We start from the raw sequence: 21,358 nt of genomic DNA on the forward strand, positions 1-21,358 counted from the left end.
CCGCTGCGCGCTCCTTTTTCCCGAATTTACAGCAGGTTACCCCCATGCAATTTCGCGAGCTGATGGCTGTTATTTCCACCCATGCGATCCGCCTTCAACAGGACGATGAAGACCTGGTCATTCTGGGCAACGACGACGCGCTGGACGACGCGTTGTGGGACAGCCTCGCCAAACACAAGGCGCAGTTGCTGGAGCTGGTGGCGAGCCACGGCGGCGACTGGTCGAGCCCGGCGTTGCGCATCACCCCGGACATGCTGCCGCTGGTGCAACTGGATCAGCTGGCCATCGACCGCATCGTCGCCACCGTGCCGGGCGGTGTGGCGAACGTGCAGGACATTTATCCGCTGGCGCCATTGCAGGAGGGGCTGCTTTATCACCATCTCTCCGCGCCGGAGGGGGATCCCTATGTGTCGCAGGCGCGGTTCACGTTCGACAGTCGCGAACGGCTGGAGGCATTCACCGAAGCGTTGCGTCGGGTGATCGAGCGCCACGACATTTTGCGCACCTCCATCCTCTGGGAGCATCTGGACGATCCCGTGCAGGTGGTCTGGCGCGAAGCCCCGCTGGTCAGTGAGGAAGTCGATCTGAATGGTCGCGAGGACGTACTCGCGCAATTGCTGGCACGCCACGACCCGCAGTACTTTCGCCTCGACCTGCAACAGGCCCCGTTGCTGCGGCTGGTGTTCGCCGAGGATCCGGTCAACGACCGGGTGGTCGCATTGTTGCTGTTCCATCACATGATCATGGATCACGTCGCGCTCGATGTGGTACGCCGGGAAATTCAGGCTTACCTGTCAGGCCGCGATGCCGAAGTCGCGAGGGCGGTGCCGTTTCGCGACCACCTGGCGAGGGCACGTCTGGGGTCGGATGAGCAAGCGCACCAGGCATTTTTTCGCGAGATGCTCGGCGACATCGACGAGCCGACGCTGCCGGGTGGCTTGCATGATGTACAAGGTGACGGTCAGGGCATCGAGGAAGTCTCGTGCATGCTCGACAGCGATCTGAGCCAGCGCTTGCGTACCCAGGCGCGACAATCAGGCGTGAGCGTGGCGAGCCTGATGCACCTGGCCATGGCACGCGTGCTGGGGCAGTTGTGCGGGCGCTCGGCGGTGGTGTTCGGCACCGTTCTGCTGGGACGGATGAATGCGGCTGACGGTGTCGAGCAAGCATTGGGGATGTTCATCAATACGCTGCCTTTGCGGGTGGATGTCGGCGGGTCGAGCGTTCATGACGGCGTGCTGGCGACGCACCGACGCCTGACCGCGCTGCTCGCCCATGAGCAGGCGTCCCTGGCACTGGCCCAGCGTTGCAGCGCCGTTGCGGTGCCGACGCCGCTGTTCAGCGCCATGCTCAACTACCGCCACAGCAGCGTGGAGGAAGTCGCCGAGGTGATCGAGCTGTCGCCGGGGGTGCACGTGTTGGGTGCCCGCGAGCGCACCAACTACCCGCTGACGGTCAACATCGATGACCTCGGTCAGGACCTGCGCATCACGGTGCTGGCCGACGCGACGCTTGGCGCCTCCCGAATCGCCGGATACCTGCGCACGGCACTGGGCAGTCTTGTCGATGCGCTGCAGAACAACCCGCAAGCCGCATTGCACAGCCTGGACATACTGCCGCCCGCCGAGCGGGAGCACTGGCTGTATGGCGTTAACTCACCGAGGGCGACGTTTCCCGATACGCCGTTGATCCATCAGCAATTCGAAGCGCATGCGCACACCCGGCCCGAGGCAGTCGCGTTGCTGTTCGAGGGCAGGACTTACAGTTATGAGGCACTCAACCGACAGGCCAACCAGGTAGCCCATCGTTTGCTCGCCCTTGGCATCCGTCCGGATGACCGGGTAGCGATCTGCGTCGAGCGCGGCCCGCAAATGATCGTCGGCCTGCTCGCCGTGCTCAAGGCGGGTGCCGGTTATGTGCCGATCGATCCGGCTTATCCGCTGGAGCGCATCACCTTCACCCTGCAAGACAGTGCGCCGGTGGCGGTGCTGATGCAGGCAGCGACTCTGGATCGGATTGCCGGGCTATCCGTGCCGCAGATCGACCTCGATAACGACGATTTGCAGACCGAACCTGAATTCAACCCGCAGATCCCGGACTTGAATCCGGCGCATCTGGCTTACGTGATCTACACATCCGGCTCCACCGGGCTGCCCAAAGGGGTGATGGTCGAGCACCGCAACGTGGCACGCCTGTTTGGCGCGACCCACGATTGGTTCCGGTTCAATGCGCAAGACGTCTGGGCGTTGTTTCACTCGTTTGCCTTTGATTTCTCGGTCTGGGAAATCTGGGGTGCGCTGGCGTACGGCGGACAGTTGCTGGTGGTGCCGCACCACATCAGCCGCTCGCCGGACGAGTGCTATGCGTTGCTCTGCCGCTCGGGCGTCACTGTACTCAACCAGACGCCAAGCGCGTTTCGGCAGTTGGTCGCCGCTCAGGGCCGCAGCCTGTTGCAGCATTCGCTGCGCGAGGTGATTTTTGGCGGTGAGGCGCTGGAGCCGGGATCGCTCAAGCCCTGGTATGCGCGGGTCGGCAACGCCGGCACCCGGCTGGTGAACATGTACGGCATCACCGAAACCACGGTGCATGTGACCTATCGACCGTTGGTGGCGGCAGACGCGCAACTGACCGCCAGCAGCCCGATCGGCGTGCGTATTCCCGACCTGCTGCTGTACGTCCTCGATGCCCGGCGAGAACCCGTGCCGGCCGGAGTGACCGGTGAGTTGTATGTGGGCGGCGCCGGGGTTGCCCGTGGTTACCTGAATCGTGAGGCGTTGACCGCCGAGCGCTTCATTGCCGACCCGTTCAGCGGGCATGCCGAAGCGCGTTTGTACAAGACCGGCGATCTGGCACGCTGGACGGTGGAGGGCGAACTCGAATACCTGGGACGCAACGACGATCAGGTGAAAATCCGTGGTTTCCGTATCGAACTTGGCGAGATCCAGGCACGTCTTGCCGCCTGCGACGGCGTGCGCGATGCGCTGGTGATCGCCCGCGAGGACAGCCCCGGCGACACGCGTCTGGTGGCCTACTGGCTGGCCGCCGAAGGTGTCGAACCGAGCGTTGCGCAATTGCGCGATCACCTGCTGGCATCGCTGGCCGAGCATATGGTGCCGGGCGCGTTCGTGCGCCTCGATGCCTTCCCGCTGACGGCCAACGGCAAACTCGATCGCCGGGCGTTGCCGCAGCCAGACAACGAAGCCTTCGCCCGGCGGGCGTTTGAAGCACCGCTTGGCGAAATCGAAACCCGCATCGCTGTAATCTGGCAGACCTTGCTCGGATTGGACCGGGTGGGCAGACATGACAATTTCTTCGAGCTGGGCGGGCATTCGCTGCTGGCGGTGAAGCTGATCGAGCGCATGCGCCAGCAGGACATGCAGTGCGACGTCCGCGTGCTGTTCGGCCAGCCGAGCGTGGCGGCACTCGCGGCGACGCTGGGAGGGGACGCCACGGTCAGCGTGCCGGCCAATCGCATCGAACCCGGTTGCACCCGCATCACCCCGGACATGCTGCCGCTGGCCACGCTGGATCAAGCGGCCATCGACCGTATCGTCGAGACCGTCGAGGGCGGTATCGACAACGTGCAGGACATCTACGCCCTGGCACCGTTGCAGTCGGGAATCCTCTATCACCATCTGGCCATTGCCGACGGTGACCCGTACGTGCTGCAAGCGCAGTTCGCCTTCGACGGACTGGCGCAGATCAAGGCGTTCGTTCGCGCGTTGAACAGCGTCATCGCTCGGCATGACATCCTGCGTACCAGTGTGGTCAGGGAAAACCTTGAGGAGCCGGTGCAAGTAGTTTGGCGTGCGGCGCCGCTGGCACTGGAGCGGGTGGATGCCGATCCGCAGGACGGTGATGTGTTGCAGCAAATGCAGGCGCGCTTCGATCCGCGACACTATCGCCTGGACTTGCAGCGTGCGCCGTTGATGCGCTTCGCCTACACCGAAGACCCTTTGCAAAACCGCTGGGTCGGAATCCTGCTGTTGCACCACATCGTGCTCGATCACACCGCGCTCGAGGTGTTGGTGGCCGAGATGAGCGACGCACTTGACGGGCAAGTCGGCGCGCTGCCGCCCCCCGTGCAATACCGCAACTATGTCGCTCAGGCCCGTCTCGGTTCGAATGCCGAGGCACATGAAGCGTTCTTTCGCGAGATGCTCGGCGACATCGTCGAACCGACCCTGGCGTTCGGCCTGCGAGACGTACTCGGCGATGGCACAAACATCGTGGACAGCAAGCTGGCACTGGATGAGCGTCTTGCCACACGCCTGCGCAAACAGGCCCGCACGCTGGGCATCAGTGTTGCGAGTCTGGTGCATCAGGCCTGGGGTCAGGTACTTGCCCAGGTCTGCGGGCGCGAGGAGGTGGTATTCGGTACGGTGCTGCTGGGGCGCATGCAGGGGGGAGAGGGCGCCGATCGTTCGTTGGGCATGTTCATCAACACCCTGCCGCTGCGGGTCCATGTCGGGGCCACGGCGGTGGAGGCGGGTGTCAGGGCGACCCACGAGCGTCTGGCGCAGCTGCTGGTGCATGAGCAAGCGCCGCTGATACTGGCTCAACGTTGCAGTGGCGTGACGGGATCGGAACCGCTGTTCAATACCTTGCTCAACTATCGCCACAACGCGCAGCAGACGGCGACGCCGGGATGGGAAGGCATCCGGATTCTCGATTCTCGTGAGCGCAGCAACTATCCGCTGGTGGTCAGCGTCGATGACCTTGGACAGGGCTTCCGGCTTGCTGTGCAGGCAGTGCCCGAAGTGGATGGCATGCGGGTCTGCGACTACCTGCAAACGGCATTGCACAATTTGCTGAGCGCGCTGGAACAGGATCGCCATGCGCCAATGAATCAGGTGTCGATTCTGTCGGCGGCCGAACGCCAACGCGTGCTGGTCGGTTTCAATGTCACCGGTCGCGACTTTGCCCACGGCCATGTGGTGCACCAATTGTTTGAAGCGCGAGCGGCGAGCCAACCCGACGCTGTGGCAGTGGTGCAGGGCGGGCAAAGCCTGAGCTACGACGGCTTGAACCGCCGCGCCAACCGCCTGGCCCATCATCTGATCGGCCTCGGTGTGCAACCGGACGACCGCGTCGCGCTCTGTGTGCAGCGTGGTCCGCAGATGCTGATCGGGCTGCTGGCGATCCTCAAGGCTGGCGCCGGTTATGTTCCGGTCGATCCGGCACATCCGGCAGAACGGATCGCTTACCTGTTGCAGGATAGCGATCCGGTGGCGGTGCTGGCACAGACGGCTACTCGCGACCTGCTGGGTGCCGTGCCGGTGATCAATCTTGACAGCGACGCCTGGCAGCATCTGCCGGACAGCAATCCACAGTTGCCGGACCTGACCCCGGCACATCTGGCCTACGTGATCTACACCTCCGGCTCCACCGGCCAGCCGAAGGGCGTGATGGTCGAACACGCGACCCTGGAAAATCTTGTGCACTGGCACGCCGAAGCCTTCGACCTGCACGCGGGCAGCCACACCGCCAGCGTGGCCGGTTTCGGTTTTGATGCGATGGCCTGGGAAGTCTGGCCGGCGTTGTGCGTCGGCGCGACGTTGCACCTGCCGCCGGAAACGGTGAGCAATGAGCACCTGGACGAACTGCTCGACTGGTGGCGGGCGCAGCCGTTGCAGGTGAGTTTCCTGCCGACACCGGTAGCCGAATATGCGTTCAGCCGCGAACTGCAACATCCGACCCTGCGTACCTTGCTGATTGGTGGCGACAAGCTGCGGCAGTTCAATCGTGAGCAGAGCTTTGCGGTGATCAACAACTATGGCCCGACTGAAGCCACGGTGGTCGCCACCTCCGGCCCTGTAGACGTCGGGCAAACGCTGCACATCGGCCGGCCGATTGCCAACGCCAAGGTCTATTTGCTGGATGAGCAGCAACGCCCCGTGCCAGTAGGTGTGACGGGGGAGTTGTACGTCGCCGGCGCCGGTGTCGCACGGGGTTACCTGAACCGTCCCGATCTGACTGCCGAACGCTTCCTGAATGATCCGTTCAACGAAGGGCGCATGTACCGCACCGGCGACCTTGCGCGCTGGCTAGTGGACGGCAACATCGAGTACCTGGGCCGTAACGACGATCAGGTGAAACTGCGCGGCGTGCGGGTTGAACTGGGGGAAATCGAAGCGGCGCTGGCCAGCCATCCGGCAGTGCAGGACGCAGTGGCACTGGTGCGCGACGGCCAGTTGCTGGTGTGGTTCACCGAACGTGCGTCTGCCGATATCGAAGCCTTGCGCAATCATCTGCAAACCCGTTTGCCGCAAGCATTGATCCCGGCGGCTTACGTGCGACTCGACACCTTGCCGCTGACCGCCAACGGCAAACTCGACCGCAAAGCCTTGCCGGAGCCGGATCAGAACGCCTGGCTCAGCCGCGAATACGAGGCCCCGCAAGGTCCGGTGGAGACTGCGTTGGCACAGATCTGGACCGATGTCCTGAAGCTGGAGCAGGTCGGACGTCACGACAACTTCTTCGAACTGGGCGGCCACTCGTTGCTGGCCGTGAGCCTGATCGAACGCTTGCGCCAGATCGGCCTCAACACCGACGTGCGCGTGCTGTTCAGCCAGCCGACTCTGGCTGCATTGGCTGCGGCAGTAGGGAGCGGTCGCGAAATCGAAGTGCCGGCCAATCGCATTCCTGCCGACTGCACCCGCATCACTCCGGAGTTGCTGAGCCTGACCGAGCTGGATCAGGCCAGCATCGACCGGATCGTGGCCAGCGTGCCGGGCGGCGCCGCCAATGTGCAGGACGTTTATCCGCTGGCGCCGTTGCAGGAAGGCATTCTTTACCATCACCTGAGCGCCGCCGAGGGCGATCCCTACTTATTACAGTCATGTCTGGCCTTTGCCAGCATCGAGCGCCTGCGCGCTTTTGCCAACGCCTTGCAAAAGGTGATTGCGCGCCACGACATCCTGCGCACCAGTCTGGTTTGGGAAGGATTGCCGAGCCCGCAGCAAGTGGTATGGCGAGAGGCCGCGCTGGCGGTGCAATCGGTCGATTTGAGTCCGCTGGATGGCAATATCCTCGATCAGTTGCGCGCACGCTTCGATGCCCGGGATTATCGCCTCGACCTCGGTCAGGCACCGCTGATCCGTCTGGTGTATGCCGAAGATCCGCTGCATGACCGTGTGGCAGGCGTGCTGTTGTTTCATCACGTCGTGCTGGATCACACCGCGCTGGAGGTGGTTCGCCGGGAAATGCAGTTGTATCTGCCGGGGCAGGTTGAGTCTTTGCCGCCCGCCGCGCCCTACCGCAACTACGTCCATCAGGCCCGCCAAGGCATCAGCGAGGACGAACACGAAAGCTTCTTTCGCGAGATGCTCGGTGATATTGACGAGCCGACCCTGCCATTCGGCTTGCAGGACGTACAGGGCGATGGCCGCAACATCGAGGAGCATTCGCTGGCGCTGCCAGTGGAATTGAATCGGCACCTGCGCCGCCAGGCGCGGCAATACGGGGTCAGCGTCGCGAGCCTGTTTCATCTCGCCTGGGCGCGGGTGCTGGCGGCGACTTCCGGACGCCGGGACGTGGTGTTCGGCACCGTGCTGCTGGGGCGCATGCAAGGCGGCGAGGGCGCGGATCGGGCTTTGGGGATGTTCATCAACACCTTGCCGCTGCGCGTGGAAGTTGACGGGCAGAGTGTGAGTGAAGCGGTTCGCACGGTTCATGAGCGGTTGGCGGCTTTGCTGGGACATGAGCATGCGTCGCTGGCACTGGCTCAGCGTTGCAGCGCCGTGGCCGCGCCTTTGCCGCTGTTCAGCGCGGTACTCAACTATCGGCATGGCGGCCACGACGCTGCGCGAGTGCCTGTTGATCCGGTCTGGCAAGGCATCGAATTCCTGGCCCAGGACGGGCGCACGAATTATCCGTTGACCCTGAGCATCAACGACCGGGGTGATGGCTTCAATCTGTCGGCACTGACCCCGGATCATGTGGGGGCGCAGCGGGTCTGCGAGCTGATGCACACCGCTCTCACGGAGCTGGCGACAGCGTTGGCCGACAACCCCGGACAGGCCTTTGAACGTCTCAACGTGCTGTCAGCGGCGGCGCGCGCGCAGCTGCTTGGCGACTTCAACGCGAGCACGTCGGTTTACCCGTCAGCGCAAGGTGTTCATCGTCTGTTCGAAGCGCAGGTTGCGCGCACGCCGGAGGCCGTGGCGGTTCAGGCCGGCACGCAGCGCCTGACGTTCAGGCAATTGAACCAGCGCGCCAATCGCCTGGCCCATCATCTGCAGGGGATGGGTGTTACCACCGATACGCGAGTGGCGATCTGTCTCAAACGCAGCCCGGACATGCTGGTCGGTTTGCTGGCGATCCTCAAGGCCGGCGCCGCCTATGTACCGGTCGACCCGGCTTATCCACCCGAGCGAATCGCTTACATGCTGGCCGACAGTGCGCCGAGGGTGTTACTGGTTCGCGATGTAGCTTTGCCGAATCAGGCTGGCGTACCTGTGATTGATCTTGCCCATGAGACCTGGCAAGACCTGTCGGTTGCTGATCCGCAGGTCGCCGATTTTACGCCGGACAACCTGGCCTACGTGATCTACACCTCGGGCTCCACTGGCCAGCCAAAAGGCGTGATGGTCGAACACGCGACCCTGGAAAACCTTGTGCACTGGCACACCGAAACCTTTGACCTGCACGCCGGCAGCCACACCGCCAGCGTGGCCGGGTTCGGTTTCGATGCGATGGCTTGGGAAGTCTGGCCTGCGCTTTGCGTCGGTGCGACGTTGCACTTGCCGCCGGAATCGGTGAGCAACGAGCATCTGGACGAACTGCTTGACTGGTGGCGGGCGCAGCCGTTGCAGGTCAGTTTCCTGCCAACTCCAGTGGCCGAATATGCGTTCAGCCGCGAACTGCAACATCCGACCCTGCGCACGTTGCTGATCGGCGGCGACAAGCTGCGTCAGTTCAATCGCGAGCAGACCTTCTCGGTGATCAACAACTACGGCCCGACCGAGGCTACGGTGGTCGCCACGTCCGGGCCGGTCGAAGTCGGCCAACCGCTGCACATCGGCCGGCCGATGGCCAACGCCCGAATCTATCTGCTCGATGACCAGCAACGTTCGGTGCCAGTAGGTGTCACGGGCGAGTTGTACGTCGCCGGCGCTGGGGTGGCGCGGGGTTATCTGAACCGTCCCGATCTGACCGCCGAACGCTTCCTGAATGATCCGTTCAACGAAGGACGCATGTACCGAACCGGCGACCTCGCACGCTGGCTGGCGGACGGCAACATCGAGTACCTGGGCCGCAACGACGATCAGGTGAAACTGCGCGGCGTGCGGGTTGAACTGGGGGAAATCGAAGCCGCCCTGAGTACCCATCCGGCAGTGCAGGACGCAGTAGCGCTGGTGCGCGACGGGCAGTTGCTGGTGTGGTTCACCGAGCGAGCGCCGACTGATATCGAAGCTCTGCGCAATCATCTGCAAACCCGGTTGCCGCAAGCGCTGATCCCGGCGGCTTATGTGCGACTCGACACTTTGCCGCTGACCGCCAACGGCAAACTCGACCGCAAGGCTTTGCCGGAGCCGGATCAAAGCGCATGGCTCAGCCGTGAATACGAGGCCCCGCAAGGCCCGGTGGAAACTACGCTGGCGCAGATTTGGGCCGATGTTCTGAAGCTGGAAAAAGTCGGTCGCCACGACAACTTCTTCGAACTGGGCGGCCACTCGTTGCTGGCCGTCAGCCTGATCGAACGCCTGCGTCAGATCGGCTTGAACACCGACGTGCGTGTGCTGTTCAGCCAACCGACTCTGGCTGCATTGGCCGCAGCGGTGGGCAGCGGTCGCGAAATCGAAGTGCCGGCCAATCGCATTCCCGCTGATTGCAGCCACATCACTCCGGAACTGCTGAGCCTGACCGAGCTGGATCAGTCGAGCATCGACCGGATCGTCGCCAGCGTGCCGGGCGGCGCGGCGAACGTGCAGGATATTTACCCGCTGGCGCCGTTGCAGGAAGGCATCCTCTATCACCACTTGAGCGCAGAGCAGGGCGATCCGTATCTGCTGCAATCGCGGCTGGTCTTCGACAGTGTCGAGCGGGTCGACAGCTTCGCGGCGGCGCTGCGCAAGGTCGTTGCCCGTCACGACATCCTGCGTACGGCAGTGGTCTGGCAGAAATTGGCCGAGCCAATGCAAGTGGTCTGGCGTCACGCAGATCTGCCTGTGCAGGAGATCGTGCTTGATCCGGCGGATGGCGACATCCTCGAGCAATTGCATGGGCGTTTCGATGCCCGTCACTACCGCCTCGACATCAGTCAGGCACCGTTGCTGCGTCTGGTGTATGCCCGTGATCCGGCCCACGACCGGGTGGTCGCGATGTTGCTGTTCCACCATGTGGTGATGGATCACACTGCGCTGGACGTGGTGCAGCACGAAATGCTCGCCTGCCTGCAAGGGCATGAGGCTTCGCTGGGGGCGGCCGTGCCTTACCGCAACTACGTAGCGCAGGCGCGGCTGGGTGTCAGCGAGCAGGAGCACGAAGCGTTCTTCCACGACATGCTCGGCGACATCGACGAGCCGACCCTGCCGTTCGGTTTGCAGGATGTGCAAGGTGACGGTAGCGACATCGAGGAAACGCGACAGGCCCTGACCGAAGCGACCAGCCAGCGTCTGCGCAGCCTCGCACGGCAACTGGGCATCAGCGTGGCCAGCCTGTTCCACCTCGCGTGGGCACAGGTGCTGGCCGCGACATCCGGGCAGGATCGTGTTGTATTCGGCACGGTGCTGATGGGCCGGATGCAGGGCGGCGAGGGTGCCGACCGGGCGTTGGGGATGTTCATCAACACCTTGCCGCTGCGGGTCGATCTGGGGGCAGCCCCGGTGCGCGAAGGAGCTCGGGAGACGCATGCGCGGCTCAGTGCGCTGCTTGGCCATGAACACGCGTCACTGGCGCTGGCCCAGCGTTGCAGCGGCGTGGCCGCGCCGTCGCCGCTGTTCAGTTCGATGCTCAACTACCGGCACAGCGCCGACGAGGCGCAACAGCAAAACCGGCGTCAGGCCTGGCAGGGCATCGAGACCCTGAGCAGCGAAGAGCGCACCAACTATCCGCTGAGTCTGGGCGTCGATGATCTGGGCAGCGGTTTTGTGCTCACCGCCATGACCCCGGCGAGCATCGGTTCGCAGCGGATCTGCGACTACATGCAGACCGCGCTGGAGACACTGGCGGAGGCTCTGGAACAGGCACCGGATCAGCCGCTGAACCGCTTGCCGATCCTTGACGGCGCTGAACGTCAGCAGGTGCTGTACGACCTCAACGTCACCGGCACCGCAGACAATCTGCAGCAAACCGTTCACGCTCTGTTCGAGTCGCAAGTGCAACGCACGCCGCAAGCCGTTGCGTTGCAGGCTGGTGAACAGCGGCTGACTTACGCCGAACTCAACGCACAGGCCAACCGCCTGGCCCATCACTTGCGCGAGCTGGGCGTGGGGCCGGATTCTCGGGTGGCAATCTGTGTCGAGCGCGGGCTGGAGCTGATGGTCGGTCTGCTCGGCATCCTCAAGGCTGGCGGCGCCTATGTGCCGCTGGACCCGGCGTATCCGGCGGAACGTCTGGATTACATGCTCAAGGACAGCGCCCCGGTAGCGGTGCTGGTGCACGGGGCGACGCGTGAGTTGCTGGGCGAGAGCACCGCGCTGGTGATCGATCTGGATCAGGATCACTGGACATTCAATCCGGAGGACAACCCGCAAGTACCGAACCTGAGCGCTTCGAACCTGGCCTACGTGATCTATACCTCCGGTTCGACCGGTGCGCCGAAGGGCGTGATGGTCGAGCATCGTGGCGTCGGCAATTTGCTGCACTGGAGTTCGCAGCTGTGTCCCGCCGTGACGGACGGCGCGCTGTTGCAGAAAACCCCGTTCAGTTTCGATGCCTCGGTCTGGGAGCTGTTCTGGCCTCTGAACGCTGGCCTGCGTCTGGTGCTGGCGCGTCCTGACGGGCACCGCGAGCCGGCTTATCTGGCGCAGGTGATTCGCGAGCAACGGATCAGCGTGATCCAGTTCGTGCCGGTCCTGTTGCAACAGTTCCTCGAGCAGGACGCTGTCAGCCAGTGCAGCAGCCTCACCGATGTGTTCTGTGGCGGCGGTGACCTGACGCCGGCGCTGGCTCGCCGTGTGCGCGAGCGTTTGCCGCAAGTGCGTTTGCACAACGTTTACGGCCCGACCGAAGCCACGGTCGACAGCACGGTGTGGACGCTGGAACCGTCGATGCCGGTGCCGGACAGCGCGTTGCCGATCGGGCGGCCGATCAACAACACCCGTCTGTATGTCCTCGATGCCGCCAAGCGGCCGGTGCCGATGGGCGTGATCGGTCAGTTGTTCATTGGTGGTGCCGGGGTTGCGCGGGGCTATCTGGGCCTGCCGCAGTTGATGGCTGAACGGTTTATCCCGAGCCCGTTCGTGGCCGGCGATCGGCTGTACGCCACGGGCGACCTAGTGCGTTACCGCGCCGATGGTCAGCTCGAATTCATCGGGCGCAACGACTTCCAGGTCAAGCTGCGTGGCCTGCGCCTGGAACCGGGTGAGATCGAAGCGCAACTGCTCAGCCATCCAGCGCTGCGCGAAGCCGTGGTGCTGGTGCGTGAGGAGCGTCTGGTGGCGTACTTCACCTGGCATGCCGACGCCGGGCAACCGGGGGTCGAGGCGTTGCGCGAACACTTGCTGGCACGCTTGCCCGATTACATGGTGCCGTCGGCATTCGTCGCGCTCGACAGCCTGCCGCTGAGTCCCAACGGCAAGGTGGATCGCAAGGCGCTGCCTGCACCGGATTCGGCTGCAGTCAGCATTCGCGAATACGAAGCCCCGGTCGGCGAGATGGAAATCCTCCTCGCGCGACTGTGGTGTGAATTGCTCAAAGTCGAGCGCGTCGGACGGCAAGACCATTTCTTTGAGCTGGGTGGGCATTCGTTGCTGGCGGTCAGTTTGATCGGGCGCCTGCAACAGGCAGGTATCGAAGCCGATGTGCGGACGTTGTTCGAGCAACCGACTCTGGCTGGTTACGCAGCCATCACGGAAAGAATGGAGATCGTCCTGTGAACCTGAATGAACTGTTGGCGACGCTGAAGACAAAAGACATCCAGTTGGCAATCACGGACGGGCAATTACGGGTCAATGGCAACAAGCAGGCCCTGAGTGAACCGGCCTTGCTGGCCGCATTGCGCGAGCACAAACCGGCATTGATCGAGCTGATCGAGGCGGGCGTTTACTCGCCCGCACGGGAGGGGCAGGTTGAAGTGCCGGTCAATGGCATTTCACCGGGCACAACACGGGTCACCCCGGCGATGCTGACGCTGGTTGACCTGAGCCAGGACACCCTCGATCAAATTGTCGCGCAGATCCCTGGCGGCGGCGCCAATGTCCAGGATATCTACCCGTTGACGCCGTTGCAGGAGGGCATCCTCTACCACCACGCGAGCGCTGCACAGGGTGATCCGTATGTGATGCAGGCGAAATTCGCGTTCAGCGGACTCGAGCGGTTCGAGGCATTCGTCCAGGCCCTGCAGACCGTCATCGAGCGCCACGACATTCTGCGCACCGCCATCGTTTGGGAAGGACTGGACACGCCGGTGCAAGTGGTCCTGCGACGTGTCGGGTTACCTGTGGAAGAAGTGCAGCTCGATGTGGCTCAAGGCGATGTTCTGGAGCAGTTGCATGCGCGATTCGACGCCCGGCATTTCCGTCTCGACGTGACACGTGCACCGCTATTGCGCCTGGCCCATGCCTGGGATGCAGAGTCCGGGCGTATTGTCGCGATATTGCTGTTTCACCACATGGCAATGGACCACTCGGCGCTCGCTGTGGTCAGCGAGGAAATGCAGGCTTGCCTGTCAGGGCAGAGCGCCAGACTGGGAGCGCCCGTACCGTTTCGCAATTATGTCGCCCAGGCGCGGCTAGGCATCAGCGAGGCGGAGCACGAGGCGTTTTTCCGCGAGATGCTCGGTGACATCGACGAGCCGACGTTGCCGTTCGGCCTGCAAGGCGTACATGGCGACGGCAGCGACATCGAAGAGTGCGGTGTGCCACTTGACCCGTTGCTGGGGCAGCGCCTGCGAGCCAGTGCCCGTTCGCTCGGGGTGAGTGTCGCGAGTCTGTTCCATCTCGGCTGGGGGCAGGTTCTGAATGCACTCACCGGCAAGTCCGCCGTTGTGTTCGGTACCGTGCTGATGGGGCGGATGCAAGGGGCGGAGTCGACCGAGCGCGCGCTGGGCATTTTCATCAACACCTTGCCGTTCCGTGTCGAGGTCAGCGCGCTGGCAGCAAGCGAGTCGGTGAAGGCCACCCATGCACGTCTGACCCGTCTGATGCGCCATGAGCACGCCCCGCTGGTGCTGGCCCAGCGCTGCAGCGGGGTGGTCGGGTCATCGCCGCTGTTCAGTTCGCTGCTCAACTACCGGCACAGCACCTCGAGTGCCAATGCCAGTGCCGAAGCGCTCTCGGCCTGGGAGGGGATCAGCGTCCTGCATGCGGAGGAACGCACCAATTACCCGCTGACCTTGAGCATCGATGACTTTGGCGATCACTTCAGCCTGACGCTGCTGGCCACCCGTGAAGTCGAGGCGCAGCGCATCTGCGGCTATATGGTGTGTGCCATGGAAAACCTGTTGCAGGCGCTGGAGCACGCGGCGGATACGCCGTTGAGTCAACTGTCGGTGTTGTCCGGCCTGGAGCGCGAACAGCTGTTGAAAGAGTTCAACGCCAGCGATGTCGAATACCCTCGCGGACAGACGATTCATCAACGCTTCGAGGCGCAGGTCGTCGCGCGACCGCAAGCGCTGGCAGCGGTGCATCTGGACAAGCAACTGACGTTTGACGAACTGAACCGCCAGGCCAACCGTCTGGCGCATCGCTTGATCGACCTGGGTGTGCAACCGGATGACCGGGTAGCCATTGTCGCCCGGCGAGGGCTGGATACCCTGGCCGGATTGCTCGCAGTCCTCAAGGCGGGCGCCGGGTATGTGCCGATCGACCCCGCGCATCCGGCCGAACGCCTGAATTATCTGCTGAGCGATTGCGAACCAGTGGCGATTCTGACTTCAAGTGACCTGCTCGCACGGCTGCCGGGACAGGAGCTGCCGGTACTCGATCTTGATCCGCGCACCTGGCGCTCAGGCAATGACGCAAACCCCGTGGTACCGGGTTTGTCCGAGGCGAACCTGGCTTACGTGATCTACACCTCCGGCTCCACCGGTTTGCCCAAGGGCGTGATGGTCGAACACCAGACACTGGCCAATCTGGTCGACTGGCACAGCAACGCCTTTGACCTGTGTGCCGGTCGCCATACGTCGAGTCTGGCCGGGTTCGGCTTCGACGCAATGGCATGGGAAGTCTGGCCAGCTCTGTCCGTTGGCGCGACCCTGCACCTGGCGCCTGCGCAGGACGGCGGTGAAGACGTCGACGGGCTGCTGGCCTGGTGGTGCGCGCAACCGCTGGACGTGAGTTTCCTGCCGACGCCCGTCGCCGAATACGCCTTCAGCCGGCATCTCGAGCACCCGACATTGCGTACCCTGCTGATCGGCGGCGACCGCTTGCGTCAGTTTTCGCGCAATCAGCATTTCGATGTGATCAACAACTATGGCCCTACCGAAGCCACCGTAGTCGCCACGTCCGGACGGATCGAGGCGGGGGAGGCGCTGCACATCGGCAAACCGGTGAGCAATACCTCGGTGTACCTGCTCGACGACCAACAGCGTCCGGTGCCGATCGGCGTATCCGGCGAGCTGTATATCGGTGGCGCAGGCGTGGCGCGCGGTTACTTGAACCGTGCGCAACTGACCGCTGAACGCTTTCTGCCGGACCCCTTCAGTGAACGACCGAATGCGCGTATGTATCGCGCTGGCGACCTTGCTCGCTGGCGCCCGGACGGGACGATCGAATATCTGGGGCGCAACGATGACCAGGTGAAAATCCGCGGCATGCGCATCGAATTGGGGGAAATCGAAAGCCGTCTGCATCAGCTTCCCGGTCTTCAGGAAGTGGTTGTCCTGGCTCGTGAAGACGAGCCAGGACAACCGCGGCTGGTGGCCTATTTCACCGAACAGGCCCAGGTGCAGCCACTGGCGGTAGCGCAGCTGCGCGAGCATTTGCTGGGCCAGTTGCCCGAATACATGGTGCCGGTCGCGTTTGTCAGGCTCGACAGCTTGCCGTTGACCGCCAATGGCAAGCTCGATCGCAAGGCCTTGCCGTTACCGGAGCGCACGGCCCTGCTCACACGCGAATACGAGGCGCCACAAGGCGAACTGGAATGCACACTGGCGCAGATCTGGGCCGAGGTTCTGCAGGTCGAACGGATAGGGCGTCAGGATCATTTCTTTGAGTTGGGCGGCCATTCGTTGCTGGCCATGCGCATGGTCGCGCAAGTGCGTCAACGGCTGGGTGTGGAGCTTGCGCTCGGCGAGTTGTTCGCCAATGCCGAACTGGCGTCGGTGGCGCAGTCGCTGACCCGGGCCGGACGCTCTACGCAGCCGCCGATCCTGCCGGTGCCACGGGAAGGCGCATTGCCGCTGTCGTTTTCCCAGCAGCGCTTCTGGTTTCTGGCGCAGATGGAAGGTGCCAACACGGCTTACAACATTCCGATCGGTCTGCGTCTGCGCGGTGTGCTCGACGCCGATGCGCTACAGCGGGCGGTGGCCCGGATTGTCGCCCGCCACGAAAGCCTGCGCAGCCGTTTCATGCCGTACAACGGCGAAGCCCAGGTGCTGATTACTCCGCCCGACAGTGGCGTGCTGCTGCGGGTCGAGGACCTGCGCCAGCACCCGCAGGCTGACGAAGCCTTGCAGGCGCTGATTCAGGGGGAAGCTTCCGGCCCGTTCGACCTGCAGGACGATCCGTTGATTCGCGGACGGCTGGTGCGTATGGCCGACGATCACCATGTGTTGCTGATCACCTTGCATCACATCATCTCCGACGGTTGGTCGATGGAAGTGCTGACCCGCGAGCTGATGGCGTTGTATCAGGCTTTCAGTCAGGGGTTGGCGGACCCTTTGCCGCCGCTGGCGTTGCAATACACCGACTATGCCGTCTGGCAGCGACGCTGGCTGAGCGGGGAGGTTTTGCAGCGCCAGAGCGAATATTGGCAACGCACGCTGGCCGATGCGCCAGCCTTGCTGACGTTGCCTGCCGACCGACCGCGACCACCGCAACAGGATTACGCCGGCAGCAGCGTCGAAGTGTGCCTGGACGAGCGCTTGAGCGCCGGCCTCAAAGCCTTGAGCCAGCGACATGGCGTGACGCTGTACATGACGATGCTGAGCGCGTGGGCGATGCTGCTCAGCCGGTTGGCCGGGCAATCGGACGTGGTGGTCGGTTCGCCGGTGGCCAACCGTTTCCGGGCCGAAATCGACGGATTGATCGGGTTGTTCGTCAATACCCTGGCGTTACGCATTGATACTTCCGGTGAGTTGAGCACCGAAGCGCTGCTGGCGCGGGTCAAGGCGCTGACCCTGCAGGCCCAGGCCCATCAGGACCTGCCCTTCGAGCAAGTGGTGGAAATTGCCCGACCGGCCCGCAGCCTGGCCCACAGCCCGCTGTTCCAGACCATGTTCAACTGGCGCAACAGCGACGGGCCGGTATTGGCGCTGGGGGAGCTGACCCTGGAAGCGGTGGCGGAGCCGAGTCACTTCGCCAAGTTCGACCTGACCCTGACCCTGGGTGAATCGCCCAACGGGATAAATGGCTGGATGGAGTACGCCACAGCGCTGTTCGATGAGGCGACGGCACGGCGTTATGTCGGTTATTTCCAGCGCTTGTTGCAGGCCATGGTCAACAACGACCAGGCAGTGCTGGAACACGCGCAGATAATCGAGGATCAGGAACGCACGCAGTTGCTCGACGAATTCAACGCCACCGCACCGGACTGTCCGCAAGTGCTTACCGTGCACCGGGTCTTCGAGATGCAGGCCGCCGAGCATCCGCAAACCGTTGCCGCGGTGCACGGGACGCAGGTGTTGAGTTACGCGGAACTGAACCGCAGCGCCAACGGCCTGGCGCATCATCTCATCGCTCAAGGTGTGCAGCCCGGCGATCATGTGGCGATTCTGTTGCCACGCTCGCTGGAGTTGTTGGTCGCGCAGTTGGCGATCATCAAGTGTGCGGCGGCCTATGTGCCGCTGGACATCAACGCACCCGCCGAGCGTCAGGCATTCATGGTGCAGGATTGTCAGGCGGTCGCGCTGTTGACCGGCAGCGATCAGATCATCGAGTACCCGGTACGGCGAATGGATCTGGATACCCTGGCGCTTGCCGGAAGTCCTTCGCACAACCCGGATCTGCCTCAGTCCTCGGAGGCGCTGGCGTACATCATGTACACCTCGGGCTCCACGGGCATCCCGAAGGGGGTCATGGTGCCGCATCGCGGCATTACCCGCCTTGTGATCGACTGCGGCTACGCCGATTTCAACCCGAGTGACCGGGTGGCATTCGCTTCGAACCCGGCGTTCGATGCGAGCACCATGGATATCTGGAGCGCCTTGCTCAACGGTGGCCAGGTGGCCGTGATCGATCATGCGACCTTGCTCGACCCGCAAGCATTCGGTCGGGAGCTTGACCGGTGCGGGGCGACGATCCTCTTTGTCACCACCGCGTTGTTCAATCAGTACGTGCAATTGATTCCCGAGGCGCTCAAAAGGCTGCGCATCCTGCTGTGCGGTGGGGAGCGTGGCGATCCGGCGGCGTTTCGAAAGCTGCTCGCCGAAGCACCGGACCTGCGCCTGGTGCATTGTTATGGCCCGACCGAAACCACAACGTATGCCACCACCTTCGAAGTGCGTGAGGTGGCGCCGGATGCCGACAGCGTCTCGATTGGCGGCCCCATCGGCAATACCCGCGTGTATGTGCTGGATAACCGGCAACAACCGGTGCCGTTCGGCGTCACCGGCGAGTTGTACATCGGTGGTCAGGGGGTTGCGCTGGGCTATCTGAATCGGCCTCAACTGAGTGCCGAGAAATTCCTCCGGGATCCGTTCAGCGACAACCCGCAAGCCTTGATGTATCGCACGGGCGACCTGGTCCGCTGGCAGGCGCCGGGCCGACTGGAATGTATCGGCCGCGATGATGACCAGGTGAAGATTCGCGGCTTCCGGATCGAACTCGGAGAAATCGAAAACCGTCTGTTGAGCTGTCCGGGGGTCAAGGAAGCGGTGGTTCTTGCCCGACGCGACGGACAGGAACCAACGCGGCTGGTGGCCTATTACACGGCGCACGATCCTGCATTGCAGGGCGCTACCCTCCGCGCGCTGCTGCAAGCCAGGTTACCGGAGTACATGGTGCCGACCGCCTGGGTGGCGCTGGAGGGCCTGCCGCTGAACAACAACGGCAAGGTCGATCGCAAAGCCTTGCCGGCGCCGACACACCAAGCGCTGGTCATGCGTGACTATGAAGCGCCGGCCAATCCTCTTGAGGAATCACTGGCCGGGCTATGGGCTGAAGTGTTGCAAGTCGGGCGGGTAGGCCGCCATGACAACTTCTTCGAACTGGGCGGGCATTCGCTGCTGGCGGTGCGGCTTGTCGATCTGATGCAAAAGTCCGACAGGCCGATTTCGTTGGCCGAGCTGTTCCAGCATCCCACGGTCGAGGGGACTGCCACGCTGCTGTGCCAGCGCAGTGACGCTGTACCGCTCCATGACGGCGTGGTCGTGGTGCGTGCAAGTGACCAAGGAACGCCGTTGTTCCTGGTGCATGAGTTCAGTGGTCGTGACCTGTATTTCCCGGCGCTGGGCCTGCACATCGGCGGTGAGTTCCCGATTTACGGCTTGCCGGGAATCGATTCCGGTATGACGCAACTGCGTACCATGGAATGCCTGGCGGCCCGACTGGTCGAGGTGATCCGCGCCAGACAACCCCACGGCCCCTATCGGCTTGCCGGCTGGTCGTTCGGTGGCGTGCTGGCTTATGAAATCGCGGCGCAACTGCTCGGGATGGACGAGTCAGTGGCGTTCGTCGGGCTGATCGATACCTACGTGCCGCGCCTGGCCGATCCGAACAAGGCGCAGTGGAACGATGCACATGTGCACAAGCGCCAATTGCTTTTGCATTGCACGGCGCATTGGGCCGGGCACGAGACACAGGGGCAGCAAGCATTGGCGCGTCTGGCGGTGTTGCAGACCGAACTTGAGCAGTGGGCGTTCGCCGATTTGTTCAACCATTGTCACGAACAGCAGTTGCTCAGACCCGAGCTGGCGGCTGTCTCGTCGGCGGATGCCTGGCATTACCTCGACCGGGAAGTGGCCCACGGGCATGCATTGGCGCATTACCGGATCAACCCGATCGGTCTGCCGTTGTATCTGCTGCGTGCCACGGAGCGTTCGGCGCCAATGTCACGACTCAGCGCCACGCGCGGTTGGGCTGAGGAATTGCCAGGTGCGCAGCTGCGCTGCATCGACGTACCGGGCGACCACCAGAGCATGATGAAAGCACCCCACGTTCAGGCTCTGGGGCAGGCCCTGACTCAGGCGCTGGAAACGGCAACTGCGCCGGCGCCAACGGCCTATCAGCCGATCTTGACCATTCAGACCGGTCACACCGGGCATGCGCCGATTTTCTGTGTGCCGGGGGCTGGCGACAGTGTTACCGGGTTCATCCACCTGACCGAGGCGCTGGGGCCGGAGTGGCCGATTCATGGGTTGCAGCCCCGAGGCCTCGACGGCGCGACGGTGCCGCACAGTCGGGTCGAAAGCGCCGCCACGTTCTACCTGCGGGCACTTGAGCAGTTGTATCCGCAAGGTCCGGTGCATCTGATCGGTCATTCGTTCGGTGGCTGGGTGGCCTACGCCATGGCGGCGCAGTTGCAGGCGGCGGGGCGCGAAGTGGCATCCCTGACGCTGATCGACAGTGAATCGCCGGGTGGCAACAGTGTGGTGGGCAAGCCTTACACCACGACGGCGGCGCTGTTGCGGCTGATCGAGTCGCTGCAACTGTCCAGCGGCAAGTCCCTGGGCATCGATGCGCTGACCTTCGCCGAAGCCGACGACACCACGCAAATGCGCCTGCTGCATGACGGGATGGTGCACGCCGGTGTGCTGTCGGAGCGCGCGTCACTCGATGCGATGCAGGGCCCGGTGCGCACGTTCGCCACCGCACTGCGCACGACCTATCGGCCGGCGCTGGCCTACACCGGGCCGGTGCGTCTGGCGCTGGTAGACGACCCGACGCTGGACGCAATGGGCAACCAGCGCGAACAGGCGGCGATGCTCGAAGGCTGGCAGCGCGAGGCCAAGGATCTGGCGGTGTGGTACGGCCCCGGCAACCACTTCACGATTCTCAAGGCGCCCAACGTCTTCAGTCTCGCGGCGTGGTGGCATGACGGGCTGACGGTGGCGGCGGGGCAAGTGTTGTCCTGATTGAAGTGTTTATCCTGG

The 21,358-nt window shown here is 63.5% G+C and carries 2 protein-coding genes; both read left to right on the forward strand.

Annotation, left to right across the window (positions count from 1 at the left end):
* Positions 1-44: 44 nt before the first annotated feature.
* A complete protein-coding gene (locus ABFB52_RS12520) occupies positions 45-13,043 on the forward strand; it encodes a non-ribosomal peptide synthetase (RefSeq protein WP_129974063.1) in 12,999 nt (4,332 codons plus the stop codon).
* Positions 13,040-21,340 (forward strand): non-ribosomal peptide synthetase, encoded by an 8,301-nt coding sequence (locus ABFB52_RS12525; protein WP_129974062.1) that lies wholly within the window; start codon positions 13,040-13,042, stop codon positions 21,338-21,340. Before ABFB52_RS12520 ends, ABFB52_RS12525 begins: the two co-directional genes overlap by 4 nt.
* Positions 21,341-21,358 lie beyond the last annotated feature (18 nt).

The organism is Pseudomonas sp. 9.2(2024) (assembly GCF_039695385.1).
Taxonomy (GTDB): Bacteria; Pseudomonadota; Gammaproteobacteria; order Pseudomonadales; family Pseudomonadaceae; genus Aquipseudomonas; species Aquipseudomonas paraglycinae.

Bases quoted from the DNA above. Each gene is read 5' to 3' on its own strand.
- ABFB52_RS12520 (WP_129974063.1), top strand. From the start codon at position 45: ATGCAATTTCGCGAGCTGATGGCTGTTATTTCCACCCATGCGATCCGC.